Annotated in this window: 21 protein-coding genes; 7 read left to right on the top strand and 14 right to left on the bottom strand. The window is 71.3% G+C overall.

Annotation, left to right across the window (positions count from 1 at the left end; all coding sequences use genetic code 11):
- The first annotated feature begins 23 nt into the window (after positions 1–23).
- On the top strand, positions 24–779 hold the full coding sequence (locus JOD63_RS00890) for an SDR family NAD(P)-dependent oxidoreductase (RefSeq protein ID WP_045276465.1): 756 nt from the start codon (positions 24–26) through the stop codon (positions 777–779).
- 79 nt (positions 780–858) lie between these two features.
- Here JOD63_RS00890 and JOD63_RS00885 read toward each other — a convergent pair whose 3' ends face one another.
- The 3 genes from JOD63_RS00885 to JOD63_RS00875 are packed head-to-tail and all read right to left on the bottom strand — an operon-like array spanning position 859 to position 2,252.
- Positions 859–1,227, bottom strand: a complete 369-nt coding sequence (locus JOD63_RS00885; protein WP_045276464.1) for an HNH endonuclease — start codon at positions 1,225–1,227, stop codon at positions 859–861.
- 35 nt (positions 1,228–1,262) lie between these two features.
- Positions 1,263–1,406 (bottom strand): hypothetical protein, encoded by a 144-nt coding sequence (locus tag JOD63_RS00880; RefSeq protein WP_157004028.1) that lies wholly within the window; start codon positions 1,404–1,406, stop codon positions 1,263–1,265.
- 9 nt (positions 1,407–1,415) lie between these two features.
- On the bottom strand, positions 1,416–2,252 hold the full coding sequence (locus tag JOD63_RS00875) for a Cof-type HAD-IIB family hydrolase (protein WP_045276463.1): 837 nt from the start codon (positions 2,250–2,252) through the stop codon (positions 1,416–1,418).
- A 95-nt stretch (positions 2,253–2,347) separates the two neighbouring features.
- Between JOD63_RS00875 and pgi the strand changes: the two genes are divergently transcribed.
- Positions 2,348–4,030, top strand: coding sequence for a glucose-6-phosphate isomerase (gene pgi / locus JOD63_RS00870; protein WP_045276462.1), 1,683 nt, complete (start codon positions 2,348–2,350; stop codon positions 4,028–4,030).
- Between the two features lie 51 nt (positions 4,031–4,081).
- On the opposite strand, the gene JOD63_RS00865 is transcribed toward pgi, so the two are convergent.
- From JOD63_RS00865 to JOD63_RS00855, 3 genes are all read right to left on the bottom strand, one after another.
- Positions 4,082–5,803 carry a long-chain-fatty-acid--CoA ligase gene (locus tag JOD63_RS00865; RefSeq protein ID WP_045276461.1) on the bottom strand — a complete coding sequence of 574 codons (1,722 nt, stop codon included), beginning with the start codon at positions 5,801–5,803 and terminating at the stop codon, positions 4,082–4,084.
- Between the two features lie 70 nt (positions 5,804–5,873).
- The gene (locus JOD63_RS00860; protein ID WP_045276460.1) at positions 5,874–7,829 is read right to left on the bottom strand and encodes an FAD-dependent oxidoreductase; all 1,956 of its coding nucleotides are present in this window, start codon (positions 7,827–7,829) and stop codon (positions 5,874–5,876) included.
- A gap of 118 nt (positions 7,830–7,947) precedes the next feature.
- Positions 7,948–9,420 carry an MFS transporter gene (locus JOD63_RS00855; RefSeq protein ID WP_052682572.1) on the bottom strand — a complete coding sequence of 491 codons (1,473 nt, stop codon included), beginning with the start codon at positions 9,418–9,420 and terminating at the stop codon, positions 7,948–7,950.
- Between the two features lie 114 nt (positions 9,421–9,534).
- Between JOD63_RS00855 and JOD63_RS00850 the strand changes: the two genes are divergently transcribed.
- Together JOD63_RS00850 and JOD63_RS00845 are read left to right on the top strand one after the other, a co-directional pair.
- Complete coding sequence (locus JOD63_RS00850) at positions 9,535–10,188, top strand: TetR/AcrR family transcriptional regulator (RefSeq protein ID WP_045276459.1); 654 nt, start codon at positions 9,535–9,537, stop codon at positions 10,186–10,188.
- A 10-nt stretch (positions 10,189–10,198) separates the two neighbouring features.
- On the top strand, positions 10,199–10,978 hold the full coding sequence (locus JOD63_RS00845; RefSeq protein ID WP_045276458.1) for an esterase/lipase family protein: 780 nt from the start codon (positions 10,199–10,201) through the stop codon (positions 10,976–10,978).
- Positions 10,979–11,003: 25 nt separating this feature from the next.
- On the opposite strand, the gene JOD63_RS00840 is transcribed toward JOD63_RS00845, so the two are convergent.
- On the bottom strand, positions 11,004–11,729 hold the full coding sequence (locus JOD63_RS00840) for a DUF899 domain-containing protein (RefSeq protein WP_045276527.1): 726 nt from the start codon (positions 11,727–11,729) through the stop codon (positions 11,004–11,006).
- 242 nt (positions 11,730–11,971) lie between these two features.
- Between JOD63_RS00840 and JOD63_RS00835 the strand changes: the two genes are divergently transcribed.
- Positions 11,972–12,874 (top strand): aggregation-promoting factor C-terminal-like domain-containing protein, encoded by a 903-nt coding sequence (locus tag JOD63_RS00835; protein ID WP_045276457.1) that lies wholly within the window; start codon positions 11,972–11,974, stop codon positions 12,872–12,874.
- A 142-nt stretch (positions 12,875–13,016) separates the two neighbouring features.
- Positions 13,017–14,777 (top strand): glycosyltransferase family 2 protein, encoded by a 1,761-nt coding sequence (locus tag JOD63_RS00830; protein ID WP_052682571.1) that lies wholly within the window; start codon positions 13,017–13,019, stop codon positions 14,775–14,777.
- A 1-nt stretch (position 14,778) separates the two neighbouring features.
- Here JOD63_RS00830 and JOD63_RS00825 read toward each other — a convergent pair whose 3' ends face one another.
- The 6 genes from JOD63_RS00825 to JOD63_RS00800 all read right to left on the bottom strand — a co-directional run bounded on the left by JOD63_RS00825 (position 14,779) and on the right by JOD63_RS00800 (position 20,370).
- The gene (locus JOD63_RS00825; protein WP_045276456.1) at positions 14,779–16,056 is read right to left on the bottom strand and encodes an endonuclease/exonuclease/phosphatase family protein; all 1,278 of its coding nucleotides are present in this window, start codon (positions 16,054–16,056) and stop codon (positions 14,779–14,781) included.
- Between the two features lie 146 nt (positions 16,057–16,202).
- Positions 16,203–16,700, bottom strand: coding sequence for a hypothetical protein (locus JOD63_RS00820; RefSeq protein ID WP_045276455.1), 498 nt, complete (start codon positions 16,698–16,700; stop codon positions 16,203–16,205).
- Positions 16,697–18,433: a hypothetical protein gene (locus tag JOD63_RS00815; protein ID WP_045276454.1), complete on the bottom strand. Its 1,737-nt coding sequence runs from the start codon at positions 18,431–18,433 to the stop codon at positions 16,697–16,699. Before JOD63_RS00815 ends, JOD63_RS00820 begins: the two co-directional genes overlap by 4 nt.
- A gap of 17 nt (positions 18,434–18,450) precedes the next feature.
- Positions 18,451–18,720: a hypothetical protein gene (locus tag JOD63_RS00810; protein ID WP_045276453.1), complete on the bottom strand. Its 270-nt coding sequence runs from the start codon at positions 18,718–18,720 to the stop codon at positions 18,451–18,453.
- A 90-nt stretch (positions 18,721–18,810) separates the two neighbouring features.
- Complete coding sequence (locus JOD63_RS00805; protein WP_045276452.1) at positions 18,811–19,545, bottom strand: tyrosine-protein phosphatase; 735 nt, start codon at positions 19,543–19,545, stop codon at positions 18,811–18,813.
- Between the two features lie 267 nt (positions 19,546–19,812).
- Entirely contained in the window at positions 19,813–20,370 is a 558-nt protein-coding gene (locus tag JOD63_RS00800) for a helix-turn-helix domain-containing protein (RefSeq protein ID WP_045276451.1), read from the bottom strand.
- Positions 20,371–20,436: 66 nt separating this feature from the next.
- Between JOD63_RS00800 and JOD63_RS00795 the strand changes: the two genes are divergently transcribed.
- Positions 20,437–21,999: a methyltransferase domain-containing protein gene (locus tag JOD63_RS00795; protein ID WP_045276450.1), complete on the top strand. Its 1,563-nt coding sequence runs from the start codon at positions 20,437–20,439 to the stop codon at positions 21,997–21,999.
- A gap of 11 nt (positions 22,000–22,010) precedes the next feature.
- Here the strand turns inward: JOD63_RS00795 and dinB are convergent, their stop codons facing one another.
- Positions 22,011–23,207: a DNA polymerase IV gene (gene dinB / locus JOD63_RS00790; RefSeq protein WP_045276449.1), complete on the bottom strand. Its 1,197-nt coding sequence runs from the start codon at positions 23,205–23,207 to the stop codon at positions 22,011–22,013.
- Positions 23,208–23,317 lie beyond the last annotated feature (110 nt).

Below are 23,317 nucleotides of genomic sequence, written 5' to 3'. Positions count from 1 at the left end.
GACGCCACCAACGGAGGTACATCATGGCTACGTACGATGTCGCGGAACGCTCCGCCATCGTCACGGGCGCCGGTTCCGGCATCGGCCGGGCGGTCGCCCTCACCCTCGCAGCGAACGGCGCGGCAGTCGTCGTCGGCGACGTACGACAGGATGCCGCCGACGCGGTCGTCGCCGAGATCACCGCGGCCGGCGGCACGGCAGTCGCGTTCGTCGGCGACGTCTCGGATCCCGCGGTCGGTCAGGCCGCCGTCGATGCGGCCGAGGCCCTCGCGCCCCTGCGCATCGCCGTGAACAACGCCGGCATCGGCGGCGCCGCGGCCCCGGTCGGCGAGTATCCGATCGACTCGTGGCAGAAGGTCATCGACATCAACCTCAACGCGGTCTTCTACGGCACGCGCGCGCAGGCGCCGGCCATCGCGAAGAACGGCGGCGGCTCGATCGTCAACATCTCGTCGGTGCTGGGCTCGGTCGGCATCCCGATGTCGTCGGCGTACGTCACCTCGAAGCACGCCGTCGTCGGCCTCACCAAGAACGCCGCCCTCGAGTACGGCTCGCAGGGCGTGCGCGTGAACGCGGTCGGTCCGGGCTTCATCCACACGCCGCTCGTCGATGCGAACCTCGACGCCGACGCGCAGGCCGCCCTCGCGGCGAAGCACGCACTCGGCCGCCTCGGTGACGCTCAGGAGGTCGCGAACCTCGTCGCGTTCCTGGCGTCGGATGCCGCCACCTTCGTCAGCGGCAGCTACCACCTCGTCGACGGCGGCTACGCGGCGCAGTGACGCCACAGCGCCGGCGCGGCGCGGCATCCGTTCCAGCACGCCGTCCGCGCCGGCGCACTCCCTGAACGGGGCGTCTCCCTCACAGGTCGGCGGGGGCGGGCGGCGGCACGGCGCGCCAGGCGGCGAGGATCTCGACGTGGCGGAGCAGGAAAGCCCGCTCGTCGAGCCGCTTGCGGCGGAGCCACCCGGTCACCTCATCGTTGCTCTTGCTGGCGTTGCACGAGCGGCACGCCGGCACGACGTTCTCGAACGTGTAGCGGCCGCCGCGCGAGATCGGCAGCACACAGTCCTTCTGCAGCGCGCCGGCCGCGGTGCCGCAGTACGCGCAGGCTCCCCACGCTTCGACGATCGACTCCCATTCCTCGGGAGTGAGGTCGTTGTCGGCGGCAGCCACGCGGCGGGCACGCCGACGCGACGCACGCGCCCGGCGGGACTGACTCACGACCACGCCGCGAGCCTAGACCGCGGCATGCCGCGCCGGGCTCACCCCTTGCCGGAGTCGACCCACTTCGTGTGCGCCTTGAGCGCGTGGACGACCGCGAGCCGAACCACCGCGTACAGCGCGAGGGCCACGACGGCGATGATCACGAGGTAGGCGACGATGACGAACCAGCCGTTGAAGAGCATCCCGTCAGGCTAGCGGCGCGGCACCGCGGCATCCGGCCCGTCGAGCAATCTGTGGATTGTCGCGACGACGCCGAGGTCGGTGTTCGCCGGTGCCCGGAAGCGGGCGCGCTCGATCACCTCGGGGTGGGCGTTCTCCATAGCGAACGAGAGGCCCGCCGCATCGAGCAGCTCGAGATCGTTCAAGTAGTCGCCGAACGCCGCGGTCTGGGCACGCGAGACACCGAGAGCATCCTGCAGGCGTTCGAGGGCAACGCCCTTGTTCACATCGGGGTTCATGACGTCGATCCAGTGATGACCCGAGACGACCACCTGGTGGCTCTCGCGCAGATCCTCGAGCGCGGGCGCCGTCTTCTCGGCATCCGCGAAGTCGTAGATCGCGACCTTCAGCACCTGGTCGTCGACGGCGAGCAGGTCGGCGACGGTCTCGAGCTTCGCGTAGTACTTCCGCGCCTCGGCGACGAAGCGCGGGTCGGTCTGCTCGATGTACGCCGAGGCCTTGCCGCAGAGCACCACGCCGAGCGCCGCGCCTTCGGCGACTATCGCGCGCAGCCTGGCGAGGAGCGCTGCCGTGAACCCGGCATCCATCGACGTCGAACTGATCTCGCGGTCGCCGTGAACGACGTAGCCGCCGTTCTCGGCGATGAAGACCATGTCGTCGAGATGCCCCGCGAACGCGCGCTGCAAGGTGGCGAGCTGGCGGCCGCTCGCCGGCGCGAAACGGATGCCGCGCTCCCCCAGCCGGTCGAGCAGCGGCCAGAGCGCCTCGGGGATGCGCCCCTCGCCGTCGAGCAGTGTGCCGTCCATGTCGACGGCGATGAGCTTCAGATCGGGTGCGGGGAACGGCATGCGCTCCACCCTAGGCGCGCCGCTCACAACGCCGGTGTGCCGGCGGTGAACAGTGCGAAACCCCGCGGAGCACCCGCCCCGGTACCGTAGGGGTCGTGACTGCGCCTATCGATGCCACCACCACGTCCGCCTGGGCTGAGCTCACCGCCGCCCGCGCCGACTTCGCCCCCGACCTGCGCGCCTGGTTCGCGGCAGACCCCGAGCGCGTCGAGCGCCTGACGCTCGACCTCGCCGATCTGCACGTCGACCTCTCGAAGAATCTCGTGACCGACGAGATCCTCGCCTCGCTCGTGCGCCTCGCGGAGCAGACCGGCGTCGCCGAGCGCTACGCCGCCATGCTCGAGGGCGCGCACATCAACACCACCGAAGACCGCGCCGTTCTCCACACCGCGCTGCGCCGCCCCGCGGGCGCGCAGCCCGCTCTGGTGGTCGACGGCCAGCAGATCGACGACGACGTGCAGGGTGTGCTCGACGCGATGGGCGCCTTCGCCACCCGCGTGCGCGACGGCGGGTTCGCAGGCGTGACGGGCAAGAAGGTCACCCACATCGTGAACATCGGCATCGGCGGTTCCGACCTCGGCCCGGTGATGATCTCGGCCGCGCTCGAGCCGTACGCCACCGCGGGCATCCAGGCCCGGTACGTCTCGAACATCGACCCGTTCGACATCGCGAACAAGACGAAGGACCTCGACCCCGAGACGACGCTCTTCATCGTCGCATCGAAGACGTTCACCACCCTCGAGACGCTCACCAACGCCCGCCTCGCCCGCGACTGGCTGTGGGCCGGGCTGACGGCATCCGGTGCCATCGACGGCAGCGACGAGCAGAAGACGGATGCCGTCGCGCACCACTTCGTCGCCGTGTCGACGGCGCTCGACAAGGTGGCGGCGTTCGGCATCGACACGACGAACGCCTTCGGATTCTGGGACTGGGTCGGCGGTCGCTACTCAGTCGACTCGGCCATCGGCCTCTCGCTCGCGATCGAACTCGGCCCCGATGTGTTCCGCGAGCTCCTCGCCGGCTTCCACGCCGTCGACGAGCACGTGCGCACGACCCCGCTCGCGCAGAACGTGCCCGTCCTCATGGGCCTGCTCAACGTCTGGTACACGAACTTCCTCGGCGCGCAGTCGCACGCGGTGCTCCCCTACGCCCAGCAGCTGAGCCGCTTCGCCGCATACCTGCAGCAGCTCACGATGGAGTCCAACGGCAAGTCGGTCCGCTGGGACGGCACCCCCGTCACCACCGACACGGGCGAGGTGTTCTGGGGTGAGCCCGGCACGAACGGCCAGCACGCGTTCTACCAGCTGATCCACCAGGGCACGCGCCTCATCCCGGCCGACTTCATCGCCTTCGTGAACCCCGCCTACCCACTGCAGGACGACGGGCGCGACGTGCACGGCCTGTTCCTCGCGAACTTCCTCGCCCAGACGAAGGCGCTCGCGTTCGGCAAGACCGCCTCCGAGGTCGAGGCCGAGGGCACGACCGGACCGCTGGTCGCTGCACGCACGTTCGCCGGGAACCGACCGACGACGTCGATCTTCGCGCCGTCGCTCACTCCGTCGGTGCTCGGCCAGCTTGTCGCACTGTACGAGCACATCACCTTCACGCAGGGAGTGATCTGGGGCATCAACTCGTTCGACCAGTGGGGCGTCGAGCTCGGCAAGCAGCTCGCGCTGCAGATCGCCCCCGCGATCGAGGGCGACGCTGAAGCGCTCGCCGCGCAGGATGCCTCGACCCAGGCGCTTCTCGCGTACTACGCCGAGCACCGCACGCGCTGACCGACGGATGCCTCGACCCGGCCCGTCGTTCGTCGGCGGGCCGGGTCGGCGTCAGTTCCCCGAGCGCAGTCCGTCGGCGATGAGCTCGTCGCGGACGACCTTGCGGAGCACCTTGCCGATGAGCGAGCGGGGCAGTTCGTCCTTCTGCACGATGCGCCGCGGAACTTTGTAGGCGGTGAGGTAACCGCGGGCGTAGTCGCGGAGCGCGCCCTCGTCGAACACCGCGCCGTCGCGCACGACGACCACCGCGACGACCTGCTCGCCACCCGATTCGCGCGGCACGCCCACGACCGCCGCCGCCTCGATGTCGGGATGCGTGGTGAGGGCCTGCTCGACCTCGGTGGGGCTCACGTTGAAGCCACCGGTGATGATGAGTTCCTTCACGCGGTCGACGATCGTGACGAACCCGTCCTCCGACACGGTGACGATGTCGCCGGTGCGCAGCCACCCGCCGGGAAGCAGCGTGGCAGCGGTCTCGTCGGGGCGACCCCAGTACCCCTGGAACACCTGCGGCCCGCGGATGAGCAGCTCGCCCGCCTCGCCGATCGCGCGGTCCACCGTCGGGTCGCCGGGGTCGACGACACGGATCTCGGTGCTCGGGAACGGCACACCGACGGTGCCGGGGCGCCGGGTCGGGCCGATCGGGTTGCCGAGTGCGACGGGCGACGATTCGGTCATGCCGTAGCCCTCGACGAGGAGTCCGCCCGTCTTCTCCTCCCACCGCGTCACGGTCGGGATCGGCAGGCTCATCGCGCCCGAGATCGCGAAGCGGATGCCGGTGAGGTCGGCGTCCGAGCGCGCGAGCGCATCGTAGATCGGCGGCACCGCGGGCAGGAACGTCAACGGCGTTTTGCGCGCGGCCTTCACCACGAGGTCGACGTCGAACTTGGGGAAGAGCACGACCCGCGCGCCGATCGACATGGCGAAGGTGAGGCAGAGCGTGAGGCCGTAGGCGTGGAACATCGGCAGGACCGCCGCGAACACCTCCTCGCCTTCGCGCAGCCCCGGCACCCACGCGCGCCCCTGCGCCGCGTTCGAGCGGAGGTTGCGATGCGTGAGGATCGCCGCCTTCGGCGTGCCGGTCGTGCCGCTGGTCAGCTGCAGCAGAGCCACGTCGTCGAGCGCGGGAGCCGGCTGCTTCTTCGAGAGGCGACGGGATGCCACGACCTTCGACCAGTCGTGCAGCCCCTTCGCGGTCGGCCGCGCCGTGAGCGCCGACCGTGAGGCGCGCACGCTCGGCAGCGGCAGGTGGAGCCCCAGGCGCATGCCGAAGGGGAGGGCATCCGTCATCCGCACCGGCACGACGGCTCGCGGCGCCACGTCGGCGGGGAACCGCGCGACGATGTCGGCGACCTTGTCCCACACGACGGCGACCGTGGCGCCGTGCACCTCGAACTGGTGGCGGAGCTCCCGCTCGGTATACAGCGGATTGTGCTCGACGACGATGGCGCCGAGCCGGAGCACCGCGTAGAACGCTGCCACGTGCTGCGGACAGTTCGGGAGCACGAGCGCCACCCGATCACCCGCCTTCACGCCGAGCTTGCGCAGTCCGTTTGCGGCTCGCTCCACCTGCTCCCCGAGCTCGGCGTACGTGGTCGTCGCGCCGAAGAACTCGAGGGCGACGTGATCGGCGTAGCGCTCGACCGCGGCATCGAGCATGTCGACGAGCGTCTCGGTGACCGGCTCGATCTCGGTCGGAACGCCGTCGGCGTACTGCGCGAGCCACGGCCGATCCTGCAGCGGACTCCCCGAAGGCGTGGCGTTCTGCTCCATGGGGATGCTCCTTGCGACGGCAGGATTCCAGCCTACGGCGGCGGGCCGCCCTGCGCGCGCGGGCCGCGCTCTACCCCCGCAGTCGTGCGGCCAGACGGGAGGCGTTCATATACGCGATGGCCTCGATCGAGATCATCGGGTTGACGCCGGATGCCGTCGGGAAGGTCGACGCGTCCGCGACGACGATGTCGGGAACCTCCCACGTGACGCCGTCGGGGTTCACCGCACTCGTCTCGGCCGAGCCGCCCATGCGTGCCGACCCCAGGATGTGGAGTGCCGCGAGCGAACAGCGACCGGGACCGTACCCGGCCCGCTCGCAGCGGGCGATGAAGGCATCGAGCGGCTCGCCGCTCGCGCGCGTCCATTCGAGGCCCGCCTGATGCCCCGAGAACATCCGCGTCGCCCCGGCCGCGTCGAGGATGCGGGAGGCACCGGCGACGCCGGCCTGCACACGCCGGGCGTCGCGCTGCGAGATCGTGTAGTGCACGGTCGGCTCGCCCCTCTTGTCGGTCTTCACCTCACCCGAGTCCTGGTCGCGCGTGATCACGCCGACGCTCGAGTAGTTCGCGAGCCTGCGCATCACTTCGAGGTGCCGCGCCGCACCGCGCCACGACTGGAACGCGACCGAGAGCCCGGGGTTCGCCGCGGCCGTCTCGTAGACGGGCCCGTAACCCGATCCGTCGAGGTCGGCGTGCTCCGCGGAGTACCGCGTCTGCATGGCGCCCTCCCACGGCCGCACCTCCTCGTCGAACTCCGCCCAGACGGCGGTCGCGGGATGCAGTCGCAGGTGCTTGCCGATGTTCGGGTTCGTGAGGCCCGACCGCCGCAGCAGTGCCGGCGTCTGCACACTGCCTGCCGCGACCACGACGGCCCTCGCGCGCACGGTCACCTCGTGGCCGTCGGCGGTGCGGCCGGTCACCCCGGTCGGGCGGCCCGCCTGCACCTCGATCGCGCGGACGTCGACGCCCGTGTAGAGCCGCGCGCCCGCGGCCTCGGCGTCGGCCAGCCAGGTCTTGGCCACGGACTGCTTCGCGCCGATGCGGCAGCCGTACCCGCACCGTCCGCACTCCACGCCCGTGTCGCAGCCCTTCACGTTGCGCTGCAGTTCGCCGACGTGCCAGCCGAGCGCGGTGAGCCCGCGCTCCATGATCTGATCACGACGGGACGGGATGCTGTACTCCGCTGTCACACCCAGGCGCTGCCACACCGCATCCATCGCCGCGTCGTACTCGGCACCGGCGAACTGGGAGACGCCGAGGGCCGCCCACTCGGCGCGCACGTGGTCGGGGGTGCGGAACGACGTCGAGAAGTTCACGACGGTGCCCCCGCCCAGGCACTGGGCCGCCAGCAGGCTCAGCTGTCCTTCGGCCGTCGCCGACGGTCCGGGCGCGTACAGCCGGGCGAGTCCGGCGGCCTCGCCGCCGTCGAAGTCGCCGTCGTCGTAGTACGCGCCCTTCTCGAGCACGATCACGTCGAGGCCGGCGGCGCTCAGCACGGCCGCTGCGGTGCCGCCGCCCGCTCCCGACCCGACGACCACCACGTCGCACGAGAGCGAGAGCGCGGCGACCGGAGTGATCGGATGCAGCGCCGCCGGCGCTGCATCGGTGCGCGACCCGAGAGGCCCGGGGTAGCCCATCGCGTCCCAGAGGGGAGACGTCCCGTCCGCGCCCGGCGAGATGTAGTACGACAGCATGGCCGCCGACTTGAGGTTCTGGAAGATCGTGCGCTTGAGGGCCGCGTTCGAGTCGCCGAGGGCGATGAGCGCAGCTTCGCGCCGGTCAGCCGGCAGCGACGAGAACCGCCGCGGTCCGATTCCCAGCAGCAGGCCGCCGACCGGCGTGTCCCAGATCGACAGCACCTTCGCCAGCATCTCCGCCTCCTCGGGGCGGGGGTTCGCCGCCAGCATCCCTTCGGCGATGTGCACGGCACCGAGCCGCGTCGCCGACGGGATGCCGTTCCCGTCTCCGGGTGCGAAGGTGTCGAAGATCGACTCGAATGTCGTCCGCTGCGCTGCGGTCAACGTCATGGGATTCCTCCAGGGGGTGCGTCGTCGCTGTCGCAAGCATGCAACGCGGACCCCGCCGAAGGCAAGACTAAGTGAACCCCAATTCACACGATCGCGGAGCCGGTCCGCGACACGGCGACTACGTCACGCTCGAGCGGACGTCGCTGGCATCGGGCGCAACCGCAGCAGCATCGGCGGGCACGGCATCCGCGCCGGAGCCCTCTCCGTCGGTGTGCAGCGACGGCGGGGCCGAGGCGTACGCCGCCGACAGGTCGCGGTACGGCTTCGAGATGAAGGCGAGCAGCACCGCGACGAGGAGCAGCAGGCTCGCCGCCATGAACGCCAGGGCGATGCCGCGCGCCTCGCCGTCGCCCAGCAGCCACCCGAGAGCATCCTGCCCGGCATCGGACTCCATGAAGGGAATCAGCCAGAACTGCGCCAGCGGGCCGATGATGAAGGCCGAGATCGGCGCTGCCGCGGACTCCACACTCGCCGCGAAGCCGAACACGCGGCCCTGCTTCTCGAACGGGACGACCCGCTGCACGATCGTCTGCTCGGATGCCTCGGCGATCGGCATGAGGCACATGAAGACGAGGATGCCGAGCGCGTACAGCCACCACCACTCGCGGATCGCGAACGTCATGCCGAGGAACGCGATGCCGATGTTCACGAGCAGCATCGTGCGCACCGGGTTCTTCCCGAGACCGAACTTCGCCACGAGGGCACCGCCGATGATGAAGCCGAAGCTGGTCGCGCCGAGCACGACGCCCCACATCTCGACCGAGAAGAGCGTGAGCCCGTACGGGTCCATCAGCGCCATGAAGACGCCGCCGACCAGGTTGTTGAAGGTCGAGAACAGGATGAGGGCGAGGAGGCCCGGCACCGCCAGCACCGCCGGGATCACCCCGCGGAAGTCGAACCCCTTCGGCGCATCGTCGCCCTCGAGGTGCACGACGCCGCGCTCGGGGATGGGCACGAAGGCGAGGTGGAGCAGCGCCACCCCGGTGAGCGCGATGGCGACGACCATCGTGCCGCCCATGCCGAGCAGCCCGACCGACAGTCCCGAGAACACGCTCGTCACCATGAAGGCGATGCCGTGCACCGTGCCGACGAGCCCGTTCGCCTTGTCGCGCCGATCGGCGGGGACGAGCAGGGTCACCGTCGTCGACAGCGCGATGTTGCGCATGTTCTCGACGACCCCGCCGATGAGGATCACTCCGGCGAACACCCAGAACCACGGCCCACCCCAGTCGATCAGGACCGACTCGTCGAACGAGAGGTAGAGCGCGCCGGCGACGACGTAGGCGACGAGGGTGATCGTGCTCGAGAGCACCATCACTGCCTTCTTCTTCATGTGGTCGACGATCGCGCCGAAGACGACGCCCAGGAGGGCGACCAGCAGCATGTACGAACCGCCGATGATCGCCGTCGCGAGCACCGAGCGCGTCTCGAGGTACGCCCAGAACGTGAGCGCCCACCAGAGGTAGTTGGAGGTGACGTTGGCGATCGCGGTGTTGACCAGCACCTGGTAGAAGGCGCGCAGGGTCGCCGGGCCGGGCGTCACCTGGACCGCATCGGCTGCAGCGGTGGCCGGGTCGTGCGAGGCGGTCATCGCGGGCTCCTTCAGCGCGTCTTCTCGGCACCGTCGCACCGAGGGGTAGAGTCATGTGTACACCGTGAACATGCGGTGATGTTCACACCGTACACACCAGGAGGGAGGACCGCAATGAGCACGGACGCCCCCGTTCGCACCTATCATCACGGCGACCTCCGACATGCCCTCATCGCCGAGGGGCTCACCCTGGCCCGCACCGGCGGCCCCGCCGCGGTGACGCTTCGCGAGGCCACCCGCGGGGCGGGCGTCTCCCCCAACGCCGCGTACCGGCACTTCGCCGATCGCGACGACCTCCTCCGCGCGGTGGCCGGCGAAGCCCAGCTCGCGCTCGCCCGGGCGATCGGGGCCCGCGTCGCCGCGGCTCCTCCTCGGCTCTCGCCCGCGGAAGCCGCGATCGAGCGCCTGCGCCGCGTCGGGCTCGCCTACATCGACTTCGCCCGCGCCGAGCGCGGGTGGTTCGCGCTCGCATTCGCCACGCAGGACGAACAGCCGAGCGAGGGCATCGTCACGCTCGACGACGAGGTCGTCGCACCGTTCCAGCTGCTCCTCGACACCCTCGACCTGATGGTCGAGACCGGCGCCCTCGACGCCGATCGCCGCCCGTTCGCCGAGTGGGCGTGCTGGGCGAGCGTGCACGGATTCGCCGAGATCGCCGCGAACGGGCCGCTGCAGTGGCAGCCTCCCGCGATCATCGACGGACTCGCCGCCTCTGTCGTCGAATCCGCGATCACCGGCGTGCGCGGCACCGCAGCACCGCCCTCGTAGACTCGCCCCCATGAGCCCCGATGCGACGGATGCCGCACCCCGCCGCCGCATCCCCGCCGTCCGTCGCGGGCTGTGGTGGGCAGCCGACTACGTCTACGCGGCGCGTCGACAGCTGGCCGTGCTCGCGCTGCCGTGGTCGATCGGTCGGCCGCGTCCGGTGCCGCCGCGGTGGCGGTCCGCCGACGAGTCGCTGCCGGAGGTGGTGCTGCTCCCCGGCGTCTACGAGCACTGGACCTTCCTCCGCCCGCTCGGCGACGCCCTCGCCGCCGCCGGCTTCCGGGTGAGCGTCGTGCACGGGCTCGGCATGAACCGGCGCAGCATCGCCGCGACGGCGGAGCGACTGCGTGCGGAACTCGCCGACCTCCCCGCCGCGCCCACGGGTCGCGTGCTCGTCGCCCACAGCAAGGGCGGGCTGATCGGAAAGCACCTGCTCGTGTCGGAGCAGGCGGCGGCCGAGGCCGGCGCCCCCTCCGCCCTCGGCCTGCGCGGGCTCGTGGCAGTCGCGACGCCGTTCGGCGGCGCCCGTCGCGCCGTCCTGCTGTTCGCCGATCCGAGCATCCGCGCCTTCCTCCCCGGCGACGCGACGATCGTCGAGCTGGGCCTCGCCGCCCATGTGAACGCGCGGATCGTGTCGATCTACGGCCCGTACGACCCGCACATCACGGAGGGGAGCGCCCTCGTCGGCGCGACCAACGTCGAGGTTCCGATGGGCGGGCACTTCCGCGTGCTGCAGCCCGCGTCGACGCATCGCGCGGTCGTCGACGGGATCCGGCACCTCACCGCGGGCTGAAGCGGTACCGGCGCAGCGCGCCGCCCTACCCGGCAGTCGCCTCGCTCGTCACCGCATCCGGTCCGTACAGCTCCGCTACCCGCTTCGCCGAGAACCAGCCGGCGTAGGCCTCGCCCTGCGGCCACCCCTCCGGAGAGTCCTGCCAGGCCTCCTGCCTGCCGTACGGCAGCAGGTCGATGAGCCCGAAGGTGTGGCTCACCTGCTCGGTGCCGCGCCCGTCGGTGTGCCAGGTTCGGTAGACGTCGTCACCGTCGCGCAGGAACACGTTCAGCGCGAAGCCCGCACCCGGCGCGGCACCGACGTCGGTGCCGAAGCCGCTCCCCGCCGTCGAGTACCAGTCCATGCGGTTGCCGACTCGGCGCCGGTAGTCGAGCGCTTCGTCGATGGGCCCCTGCGTCACGATGACGAAGCGGGCGTCGTAGGGCTCGAGGAAGTCGAGCCGCGTGAACTGCGAGGTGAACCCCGTGCAGCCCGGGCAGTGGAACTGCTTGCCGTCGAACCACATGTGGTTGTAGACGATGAGCTGCGAACGCCCCTGGAAGACGTCGACGAGGCGCACCGGCCCCTCCGTGCCGACGAGGGTGTACTCCGGCATCCGCACCATCGGCAGGCGGCGCCGCTGCGCCGCGATGGCGTCGAGTTCCCTGGTGGCGGCCTTCTCGCGCGCCCGCAGCGCGGCGAGTTCGTCGCGCCAGGTCTGCGCGTCCACGACGGGCGGCAGTGCGGTGTGCTGGTCGGTGATCGAGGTCATGAGGCTCTCCCATGTGTACGGCGTCCACATCCTGATGTTCACATCGTACACATTGCTCTGCGGCCGTCAACCACCTCGCCGCATGGGAGCGTCCCGCGCCGCCCCCGCACACGTTCCTCCCAGGTGAGGCTGGGTATTCGTCCAGACGGGCGGGTCAGACTCGGTGGCTTGTGCGTCCGACCCGAGGACGCGGTCGTGCCCTCCCGGGGGTGCGGGACCCCGGAAGAAACACACGCTCAGCCATGCCTACGACTACGCCCATCCGCCTTGCCCGCCGCACACGCCGCCGCCGCGTCGCACCGACCACGATCGCCGCCGGCACCGCCCTCGGCATCATCGCGCTCACCGGCTTCACCGCCACAGCGGCCGCCCTCGAGCCCCAGGCCGGCGGCACACTCCTCGACGCCGTCCCGGCCGCCTATGTCTCGACGCTCCCCGGACTCGGGGCAGCCTCGGAGAACCTGAGCGCCATCGCCGACGACGCCGAGACCGTGCTCACCGACGCCCGCGCCACCGTCACCGACGCGAACGCGGCGGCCGTCGAGATCGCCGCGTCCGACCTCGATCTCGGCGTCGACACCACCATCGAGATCGGCAACCTGCGCGACGGTGTCGTGCAGCTGGCGAAGCACGACGTGATCCCGCTCCTCCTGCTGCCGGAGCTCACCGACGACGTCGCCGCGGACGCTGCGGCCGTGAAGTCGCGCGTCGCCGAACTGCGCACCGTCCTCGACGCCGCCGAGGCGAAGAAGGCGGCCGAGGATGCCGCTGCGCAGGCCGCCGCCGCGGCGAAGCGCAAGGCCGAAGAGGCTGCTGCGGCCCTGGCCGCCGGCAACACCGTCGAGGGCGCCAAGGCGAACGCCCAGCGCATCGCCGCCGAGCAGTACGGCTGGGGTGCGGGCGAGTTCTCGTGCCTCGTGTCGCTGTGGACGAAGGAGTCGGGCTGGAACTACCAGGCGTACAACGCCGGCAGTGGCGCCACCGGCATCCCCCAGTCGCTCCCCGGCGACAAGATGGCGACCGCCGGCGCCGACTGGCAGACGAACGCCACCACGCAGATCCGCTGGGGCCTCGACTACATCGCTCGCGCGTACGGCTCGCCGTGCAGCGCGTGGGGCCACTCGCAGGCGACCGACTGGTACTGAGCCGGAGCAGCGCGTCGCGGACCGCTGACGGCGAGCGCCTAAGCCGGGTCTCACGACCGGCTTACGAGCATCCCACGCACGGTCCCTAGCGTCGGGGGCATCACGGGACGACGGGGTCATCCGTGGCGACCCGGAGGCTCCGATGCTCACCGATTCCTACTCACCGCACACCGACGCACCGCCTCGGGCCGACGCGCCTGACGACGGCAGGGCAACCGATCGGATCGCAGGACCCGTCGAACGGCCGGTCGGCGCCGCGCGTCGCGGACCCTGGTGGCGATCGGCCCTGTGGCTCGCGGGCGCGCTGACTGTCGCGGTCACCGCCATCGTCGTCCTCCCCGCTCCCGCGGTCGGGACCCCCGGCTGGTGGATCGCCACCCTGCTGCTGCACGCGCCGTTCGCCGCGATCCTGCTCTTCCTCGCCGCCGGCAGCATCGAGCGGCTGGGCTTCCTGGCCATCGGCCGATCGCACCGGCCGCGCGGGCGCCTCCCTGAAGACGCACCGCTCGTCTGCGTGCAGGTGCCGCTGTTCAACGAACCCGCCGTGGCCGCACGGGTGATCGCCGCGGTCGGCGCTCTGCGGTGGCCGGCCGCGCGCCTCGAGATCCAGATCCTCGATGACTCGACGGAGCAGACCGCACGCGAGATCGTCGATGTCGCCGCAGCCGATCTCCGCCGTCGCAGCGGCGCCCAGGTGTCGGTCCGGCGCCGCGATGCGCGGACCGGGTACAAGGCAGGCGCGCTCGAGGCCGGGCGCCGGGCGACGTCTGCGGAGTTCATCACGATCTTCGACGCGGACTTCCTCCCGACGCCCGACTTCCTCGACCGGACCATCCCCCATTTCTTCCGGGCAGACGGATCCGCCGACGAGGGGCTGGCGCTGGTGCAGGCGCAGTGGGGGCATCTCAACGCCGACCAGTCACCGCTCACCCGATCGCAGTCGCTGTGGGTCGACGACCATCACACCGTGCAGATGTCGTGGCGCTCCGCCGCGTGGGGGTTCGTGAACTTCACCGGCACCGCCGGCGTATGGCGTGCGAGCGCCATCGAGCGGGCGGGGGGCTGGCGCGCGGCGAGCCTCGTCGAGGACTGCGAACTGAGCTTCCGGCATCTGTTCGCCGGGTACCGGACGACGTTCGTGCGCGACGTGATCGCGCCCGCCGAGCTTCCCACCACGGTCACCGCGTACAAGGCGCAGCAGAAGCGGTGGACGCAGGGCTGGGCGCAGGTGCAGCGTCTCCACCTCCGGACGCTCGCGAGGGAGTGCGAGACGTCTGCCACGCGTCGCCTGCATCTGCTCTACCACATGTGCATCCCGTGGCAGTGGCCGCTGTGGGCACTGTGGATCACTCTGATGCCCGCCCTCATCCAGTCGGGCCTGTGGTTCGGCGCCTTCGGCACCGCCGCCGGCCTCGGCGTCTATCTCGTGCCGATGACGCTCTGGCTCGCGATGGCCACCGTGATCGCCTCCGCCGCGACCCCGGAGCTGTATCCCGATCGCCTCCGCAGGTTCGGCGCCAGGATCGCCCGCGTCGCGCCCTATGTGGTCATCAACACCGGGATGCTGCCGCACCAGCTCTGCGCGTTCCTCGAAGGGCTCGCCGGTCCACTGCACACCGAGTTCGAGCGCACGCCGAAGTCCGCCGCCGTGGCGGGTTCGAAGCCGCTCCCGCCGGCGCAGCGGGCGAAGCGCTCGTCAGTGCGCATCCACTGGCCGTACGTCTCCGCCGAGGCGGCGTTCGTGGCGTTCCAGCTGACGTGGGCGATCGTGTTCGCCGCTCAGGGGCAGGTGTGGCCCGCCCTCGGCGCCACCTTCCTGGCGGGCTGCGTCCTGACCCTCGGCGCGTTCTACGGCGACCACGCCGGTCGGATGTTCTTCGTCATCGACACCCGCCGGCGGTGACTCAGAGCGCGAGCCGCGGAACCCGCACGTCGACCCACACCAGCCGGTGATCGCTGCTCGGGAACGGGAAGACCCCGGTGAGAGCCGACAGCGGATCAGCCTGCACCGGCCAGAACACGCCCGCACCGACCGGCCGCAGCGTGATCGACGGCAGCACGTAGTCCGCCCGCAGGTTTCCGGGCGCACCGTCGGCGAAGTCCGCCGTGTCGTAGGCCGGGTCGCCCTCGTGCGCGGCGTTCGCGCCGCCCTGCAGCGTCGCGGCCTCGACGGCACCCGCCGACGTCGGCTCCGTGTCGCGGATGCGCCAGTGGTCGAGCAGCTGGTCGATGGCGGCATCCACCGAATCGCCGTCGAGGGGATCGGCGTTCTGGTCGCCGACGATCACGAACGAGTCCAGGGCCCGCAGCCCCCCGCGCTTGCCGGCGTCGTCGCGGATGTACCCCGCCTTGCCGGGCGAGACGTAGTCGGCCCAGAAGCGGATCTCGTCGTGGTTGCGGCGCCCGTTGCGGTCCTCGGCGCCGTCGAACGTGGGCGGGGTCGGGTGCGATGCGAGCACGTGCACGGTGTGCCGCCCGACCTTCACGGGCACGTCCCAGTGCGACTTGCTCGACAGCCGGAACACCGCGAGCTCCTCGGGCGAGTACCAGTCCGCCGCGGCGGGCGTGGCGGGGTCGTCGGGCAGGAGCGCCCCCGGCATGTCCTTCCAGAGGAAGTTCTGGAACGTGCGCACCTTCGACTCGACGATGGGATGCTTCGACAGCACGACCATCCCGTACTGCCCCTCGAACAGGCCGAACCCGAACGCATCGTCTCCGCCGCCGACGGCGCCGTCGTTGTTGAGGTCGAACCCGCTGGCGACCCCGGTGTTCGAGGGCGCGACGAACGCGTACGGATAGTCGACGGGCGTCGCGCCGTTCTGGCTCACCTCGAGGTAGTTCTCTCGGAACAGGTCGACGGCGACTCCCCCGTCGACGTAGTCGAACTCGTTGAGCAGGATCACGTCGGCATCGGCCCGCTGGATGATCTCGGCGACCGTCCGTGCCTGCGCGTTCGCGCCGGTCGACAGGTCGGTGACCAGCTGACCCGCGGCGTTGCGGTTGAGCGACAGATTGAAGGTCGCCACCCGCAGCGGGTCCTTCTGGAACAGCAGGTCGGGCAGGTTCCCGCGCTCGTGGGGAGCCGTGGGCGGCGCGGCGACAGCGGCGATCGGGGTGGCGAGCAGCAATGCGCCCGCGACGACGGATGCGGCGACGGCCAGGGTGCGACGAGAGGGGAGCATGACGATCCTTCGTGTGCGGCGGTGGGGACGACGGCCATCTCACGGTAGGACGACGGATGCCCGCTGTCAGCAGAACATCGCGTGAACGCGCGTGAGGATTCCCTCATCTCGCGGGCGGATGCGTCGACGCCCTCCGCATCCGCCTCTCAGAAGCCGCCGCGGGGAGACTGCCCCTCGGGCAGCCGGAAGCAGGGCGAGCGCGAGTCGATGTCGATCGTCTCGTCCTCCGCATAGCCGCTCACCAGGTACCAGTCCCCGTCGGGCCCGGTGATCTCGGCTTGCGGATCGCCGTGCGCCGACGTCGACGACTTCGACGACCACCCGTCCTCCTCGGCGTAGACGTCGATCAGGCCGTCGATCACGTCCCCGACCTCGGGGGCGCCGACGAGGTGCACGACGGTGCCTCCGGCCCACGCGTACGCGCGCTCGCCGTGGCAGCTCAGCAGCGACCCGGTGGGCTGCTGCACCGTCTCGCCCACCAGGTCCGTGGGGATGCTCCGGGCGATGTCGAGTTCGCCCGCCTGCGCGATCGCCTTGGCCTCGTCGACCGTCATGTTCTCCCGCACCTTCTCGACGGCGCATCCGGCCGTTCCCAGCATCGCCAAGCACAGCAGCATCGCCCCGGCGGTCCTCATCGCCTTCATCGACGCACACCTCTCAGAAGATCGTTCAACGCGCGAAGATTCTCGTCGACGCTGGTGGCGATGAGATTGTGATTCTCCAACAGCCTGATCGTCGCAGAGATCTCCGCCGGCGGCGCAGCCGGCACGGGCATGCTCACCCCGCCCGGTGAGACGTATGGCTGCACGACCAGGGTGAAGTCGCCCTCCCGCTCGTAGATGCGCGATTCGAAGGCGGGGTCGTCGCCGGGGACGCGTCCGTCCCAGACCGTTCCCGTCGCCTGCGCCATGCTGAGCACGTCGGTGTAGGAGTAGTGCGAGTAGTTCGTGCCGGCACTCGCCTCCCACCCCGGGGGCATGCCCGCCCCGGCCAGCGAGACGACGGAGTCGTAGTGCGCTCCGGCGACTTCCGACGACGTGATCGCCGCGAGCCCCCAGGAGTGCCCGATGGCGTTGAAGTCCGCAGCGGTGTCTCCGACGGCGACGTGCAGTTCGTCCTGGAAGCCCGCGATGTCCTCGCCCTTTCCGAGGGTGAACCCGACGTCGTTCGCCTCGAACACACGGGCGATGTCGGCCACGCCGCTGATCGCGTTCTCACCCGGGAACGCGCCCATCTTCCAGACGAAGGTGACGACGCCGGGGTCCTGCTCGCTGAGCCAGTCGCCGACCTGCTGCACCTCGCCGCGATAGACGCTGAGCGCGCTGGTGAATGTCCCCGGTACGTACGTGTTGATCTCCGAGGTGTCGGGACCGATCGACCCGATCATCTCGACGATGCTGTCGGTGGACTGGTCGTAGTAGTAGAGGCCGAACTTGCCGGCGACCGCGTCGGTCAGGTACGTCTTCTCGGCCTCGAGCTTCGCGATCTCGTCGTCGCTGCGCGGGTGGTAGGGGTGCGGCTCCGACGCCAGGATCCGGTCGATCACGCGCAGCCGCTCCTGGGCGTTCAGCTGGTTCGCCAGGACGCGCGCCGACGGCGGCAGCCCCGGGAGGTTGCCGAGCAGCGCCGGGTCGGAGAGGATCAGGCCGCGCCGCTGCGCCTCGGTGAGCGCGTCCCAGACCGTGCGGACGAGCCGGGGGTCGCCGACGGCCGCCAGCGACCGCGCCGTCACGGCGGACGCGTCGCCCGACCAGGCGTCCACGACCGCGCCGACGCCGCCGATCCCGACGCCGCCGCCGTCGGTCAGCGCGGCGAACAGCTCCACCCCGGTGAGCCGGGCGGCGACCTCGGAGTCCAGGCCGTCACGCTCGTCGGCGAGGAGCCGATAGGCGTCGCGCGCGGCGGTGAAGTCGTCGATCGCGCCTCTCCACCGCCCGGTGTCCAGGTACGGCGCCTCACCCCCGCCGAACGGCAGGCCCACCGACACGGTCTCGTCCCACGCGATCGTCCAGCCGAGGAGAAACTCCTGCACCTGCCCCAGCGACTCCGAGCGGCGGGCCCACAGCGACGCCCAGGCTTCGTCGCACTCGGCGCGGAGGGTCCTGGCGCGGCGGACGATGTCCTCGACGCCGTCCGCGTAGTCGTCGAGGATCAGGGCGACCTCGTCGTCGGCGGCGCCGAGCTCGGCGAACTTCCCTTGCAGCGCGACGATCCGCGGCCTCACGTCGTCGACGCTCACGGCGACGGTGCCGGTCAGCGCGTTGGATGCGCCGCGCATGTGCGCGGCGTCGTCGCGCGCGACCTGCGCACGCGCGCGGAACATCGCGGCGATGTCGCGGACGGCAGCCGGGCTCCCTTTCGCCGGGTCCGGGCCCATTTCGGGCAGGCCAGCGGTCAACGCGCCCCGCCGAGGCGCGCATCCAGCCGCGTGAACTCCTCGACCACCGTGCGCAGGCGCTCGGCTGCTGCGCTCGACTGCTCCGACAGCGCCGATTCGACGGTGAGCGAGACGACATCGACGAGCGAGAGCGCCTCGTCGACGAGCCGCGAGCCCGACACGGCGGTCGACGAGCAGTAGCGCAGCCCGCCCTCCGCGACAGGCGAGGTCAGATGGGCACGGGCGTCCGCCAGTCCGGATTCCTCCAGACGAACGATCCCAGCCATGCAGGCATCCTATTCGCGCGATTCGCGGGCGCTGAATCGTTGCATCTGCGACGACGGATGCCGGTCTCCACGCGGCACCGACGGTTGCCGTCACACCGGTCGTGGGCCGGATGCCGCTACCGCGCCCCGCCAGGTCGTGATGGCGTCGCGCGTGGCCGGCTCCACCTCGGCGAGCGCGAACCACTCCGCGAGGTCGATGCCCTCGTACACGGCCCGGAAGCCCGAGTCCGGCGTGTGTCCGCGGCGGGCGAGCACCGCGATGCGCACATCCACCTGCGAGGTGTGACCGTGGAGGGTCGCCATCGCGTCGGCGTTGCGGAACGAGGTCAGATAGTCGGCCGCCGCCGCCTCGACCGTCACATCGAGTGCGCTCAGCAGCACCGCCGACACGAAGCCCGTGCGATCCCACCCCGCCGCGCAGTGGAACAGCACCGCGCCCGTCCGTGCCCGCGCGATCGCATCGAGCACCCCTCTCATGCGGTGCGGCAGCTCGGCGAGGTGGGCCGGGTAGTACAGCGGCGTGCCCCACGTGCCGTCCTCCTCGAGGGGCGCCCAGAACTCCGGGTGGTCGCCGTCGAGGTCGACGGCGACCAGGTCGATGTCTTCGGGCACGCACGCGGTGCGCTCGACGGGCCGGCGCAGGTCGACGATGGTCGCGACGCCCAGCTCGCGGATCGTGTCCCAGCCGTCCGCGGTCACGTGCTCGAGGGACTCGGAGCGATAGAACACGCCGGCCGGGGTCGTCGTCCCGTCGCGGCGCTCGAGTCCGCCGAGGTCGCGCGCGTTGGCGAGACCGCCGATCGGGAGGGCGGGTCGAGGTGTCACCCGGCGAGTCTGGCAGGCCTCACGGCTGCGGTCGAACCGCCGAGTCTGGGCGTTCTCGATGAATCACGAAAAGATAACGGCAAATCGTTGCCACCGTTACCTCGCCGTTATAGAGTGCATGCACGGTAGTTGTTTTGCTGTGGCAGCTGCCGACATGTGATTGCAGGACACTCTTGGTGCAGAGGGACACGGGCCGGTCGGAAGCCTCTCCGACCGGCCCATTCCTCTGCCTGGGGTCCACTCGCGAAGCGCCCGGGGCGTGCCGGATCAGTCGTCGGAAAGTCGGGTGTGGAGCCGCTCCCCCGACGCGCTGAAGATGCTGAGTACCTCGGCGGGCCCGTCGGCCGAGGCGCTGATGCTGTGCGGCACATGGGTCGAGAACTCCGCCGCCTCGCCGCGCTCGATCACGTGCTCGACGCCGTCGAGCATGAGCCGGATGCTGCCGCTCAGGACGTAGAACCACTCGAACCCGTCGTGCACCCGGGGGTCCGGCGTCGTGGCCGTGGGCGGGAACGTGATCTTGAACGTCTGCACCGGGGAGTCGTCGAGGGTGAGCGGAGCGACCACCATCCCGTTGCGCTTCGTCGGGGCCCGTCGGACGCGAGGGTCACCTGCCTCGTTCGCCAGGAGATCGTCGATGCGGATGCCGAGCCGTCGCGTGAGCGGAAGCAGCAGCTCGAGCGATGCCTGACGCTTGCCCGACTCGAGTCGAGACAGCGTGCTCGCCGACATCCCCGCACGCGCGGCCAGATCATCGAGCGTCCAGCCGTGCTCGCGTCGGGCGGCGCGCAGTCGAGGACCCACCTGGTCGAGTTCGGATGCCATGAGGCGATCTTGCCAATAGCGCAAGACGGTTTGCAACCTTGGCGGTCGTGTTCGCAAAGTGGAGGCATGCAGATTCGACAGTGGGATGCCGTCGTCGTGGGCGGCGGGGTCGCCGGACTCAGTGCGGCTCAGATGCTCGGCCGGGCCGGCCGCTCGACGCTCGTGCTCGACGCCGGAGCACCGCGCAACCGCTTCGCGGCGCACATGCACGGAGTGCTCGGCCACGACGGCGTCGACCCGGCCGAGCTCCTCCGTCGCGGTCGCGCCGAGGTCGCCGCCTACGGCGTCGTCGTCGAGGCGGCCACCGTGGTCGACGTCGTCGACGAGGGCGATGCCCTCCGGGTCCGCCGGGCCGACGGCGGCGAGGAGCGCGCCCGATCGCTCGTCGTCACGACGGGCGTGCGCGACGAGCTGCCCGACATCCCGGGTCTCGTCCCGCTCTGGGGAGAGTCCGTGCTGCACTGCCCCTACTGCCACGGGTGGGAGGTGCGCGGCCGCGGGCTGGGCGTGCTCGCGACGACGCCCGCGAGCATCCATCAGATCGAGCTCGTGCGTCAGTGGAGCGAGCAGGTCACCGCGTTCACCGCGCTGGCCGGCCCGCTCGATCCGTCGGTCGAGGAGCGACTCACCGCCCGCGGCATCCGCATCGTCACCTCGCCGGTCGTGGAGGTGGTGTCGACGGACGGTGCGCTGAGCGGCATCCGCACCGCCGACGGCGCCGACCACGCGCTCGACGCGGTCTTCGCGGCACCCGCTGCGCGACGGCTCGACGGATTCCTCGACGGTCTCGGCCTCATCCGTGTCGACGGCGCCGACGGGGCCCTGGTCGCCGACGAGCGCGGGGCTACGAGCCATCCGCGCATCTTCGCCGCCGGCAACACGATCGCCCCCTACGGCAACGTGCCCCTCTCGATGGGCACCGGTTCGATGGCCGGCGCCGGGGCCAACGCGGCTCTCGTCGTCGAGGATGCGTCGCTCGCGGTCGCAGACGCGCGCCGCGTGCGCCGCAACGCGGCCTGGGAGGAGCGGTACTCCGCCGAGGAGCGCGTGTGGTCGCACCGCGTGAACGCGACGCTGGCCGCCGTGGTCGAGCCCCTCCCTGTCGGTCGTGTGCTCGACGTCGGGTGCGGCGAGGGTGCGGATGCCGTGTGGCTGGCCGAGCACGGCTGGGATGCCACGGGCGTCGACGTCTCCGCCACCGCGATCGCCCGCGCAACGGATGCGGCCGCCGCCCGTGGGCTCGAAGCGGACCGCGTGCGCTTCGTGTCGGGCGACGCCGCGTCGGCCCTGCCCGACGGAGCCTTCGACCTCGTCACCGCGAGCTTCCTCCACTCGTGGGAGGACGACTTCCCGCGCATCGGCATCCTGCGCTCCGCTGCCGACCGCGTCGCGCCGGGCGGGCGGCTGCTCGTCATCTCGCACGCGGCACCGCCGCCGTGGTCGTCTGCCGAGACCCACGCGCACGCGCCGGTGATGCTCTCGCCGGCCGACGAGCTCGCCCTCCTTGCGCTCGACACCGCCGAATGGACGCCCGAGCTCGTCGAGGTGCGCGCTCGCGCGGCGACCGCGCCCGACGGGTCGCCCGCACACCTCGACGACGGCGTGCTCCTGCTCCGTCGACGGGGGTGACTCGCCGCCGGTCACTCGTGCTCGGGAAGGAGCGGCGCCGACAGTCCCGGATCCCGGCCGAGCTGAGCCGCCCGCGAGACCGACGCGGCGCCGAAGCGGTCGCGCACCGCATCGAGCACGGTGTCGAGCTGCGATCCGTCGTCCCAGTCGAGCGGCAGCTCAGGCGGCACGCTGTCGACGTGGCCGAGGTGCGACAGCGAGATGCCGATGAGGGTGATGCCGCGCTCGGAGATCTCGGGGAGCGCCGCGGAGAGAAGCCCCTGTGCGACCAGGAGCAGGATCGCGGTGCGATCGGTGGCGGTCCGTAGCGACCGTGACCGCGTCGCCTTGGCGTAGTCGCCGAAGCGCAGGCGAAGCACGACGGTGCGGCACACCCGGTCGCGGTCGCGGAGGCGTCGCGCGAGCCGATCCACGATCTGCGTGAGGATGACCTCGAGCTCCTCCGCGGTGCGCGGCCGATTGCCGAGCGCTCGCTGCGAGCCGATCGATCCGCGCCGCTTGGTCGTGTCGACGGGGCGCGGATCGCGGAGGCGCGCGAGGGCGTGCAGGTGCGCCCCTGCGGCTCTGCCCAGCAGCCTCTCGGCGGTCGCCGCTTCGAGCTCGGCCAGTTCGCCGACGGTGTGGATGCCGAGGCCGTGCAGCTTCGCCGCGGTCACCGCACCGACTCCCCAGAGCCGCTCGACCGGCAGCGGCAGGAGGAACGCCTCCTCACGCTCGGGCTCGACGATCAGCAGCCCGTCGGGCTTGCTCACCGCGCTCGCGACCTTGGCGAGGAACTTGGTGCGCGCCACACCGACCGAGATCGCGAGGCCGACCTCCGTCTTGACGCGCTCCCGCAGCCGCACCGCGATCTGCTCGGGCGTGCCGGCGATGCGCCGCAAGCCGCCGACCTCGAGGAACGCCTCGTCGATCGACAAGCCCTCGACGAGGGGCGTCGTATCGCGGAAGATCGCGAACACGTCGCGACTCGCAGCCGTGTACGCCTCCATGCGCGGCGGCACGACCACGGCGTCGGGGCACAGCTCCCGCGCCTGCCAACCGCCCATAGCGGTGCGCACCCCCCGCGCCTTCGCCTCGTAACTGGCGGCGAGCACGACCCCGCCGCCGACGATCACCGGGCGACCGCGCAGCGCCGGCGCGTCTCGCTGCTCGACCGACGCGTAGAACGCGTCGAGGTCGGCGTGCAGCACCGTCGCCTCGCCCCGCATCCTGCCCTCCCCACGACCTGTTCGCGGCGACTTCTCGCGCCGCGTGCCCCGCAGGCCGGCCCCCGCTGTGCTGCACCGTCCGCGTGGGGTCACCGCCCCACGCGGGCATC

This window comes from Microbacterium terrae (assembly GCF_017831975.1).
GTDB classification, from domain to species: domain Bacteria; phylum Actinomycetota; class Actinomycetes; order Actinomycetales; family Microbacteriaceae; genus Microbacterium; species Microbacterium terrae.
This window is presented reverse-complemented; position numbering and strand designations above follow the sequence as displayed.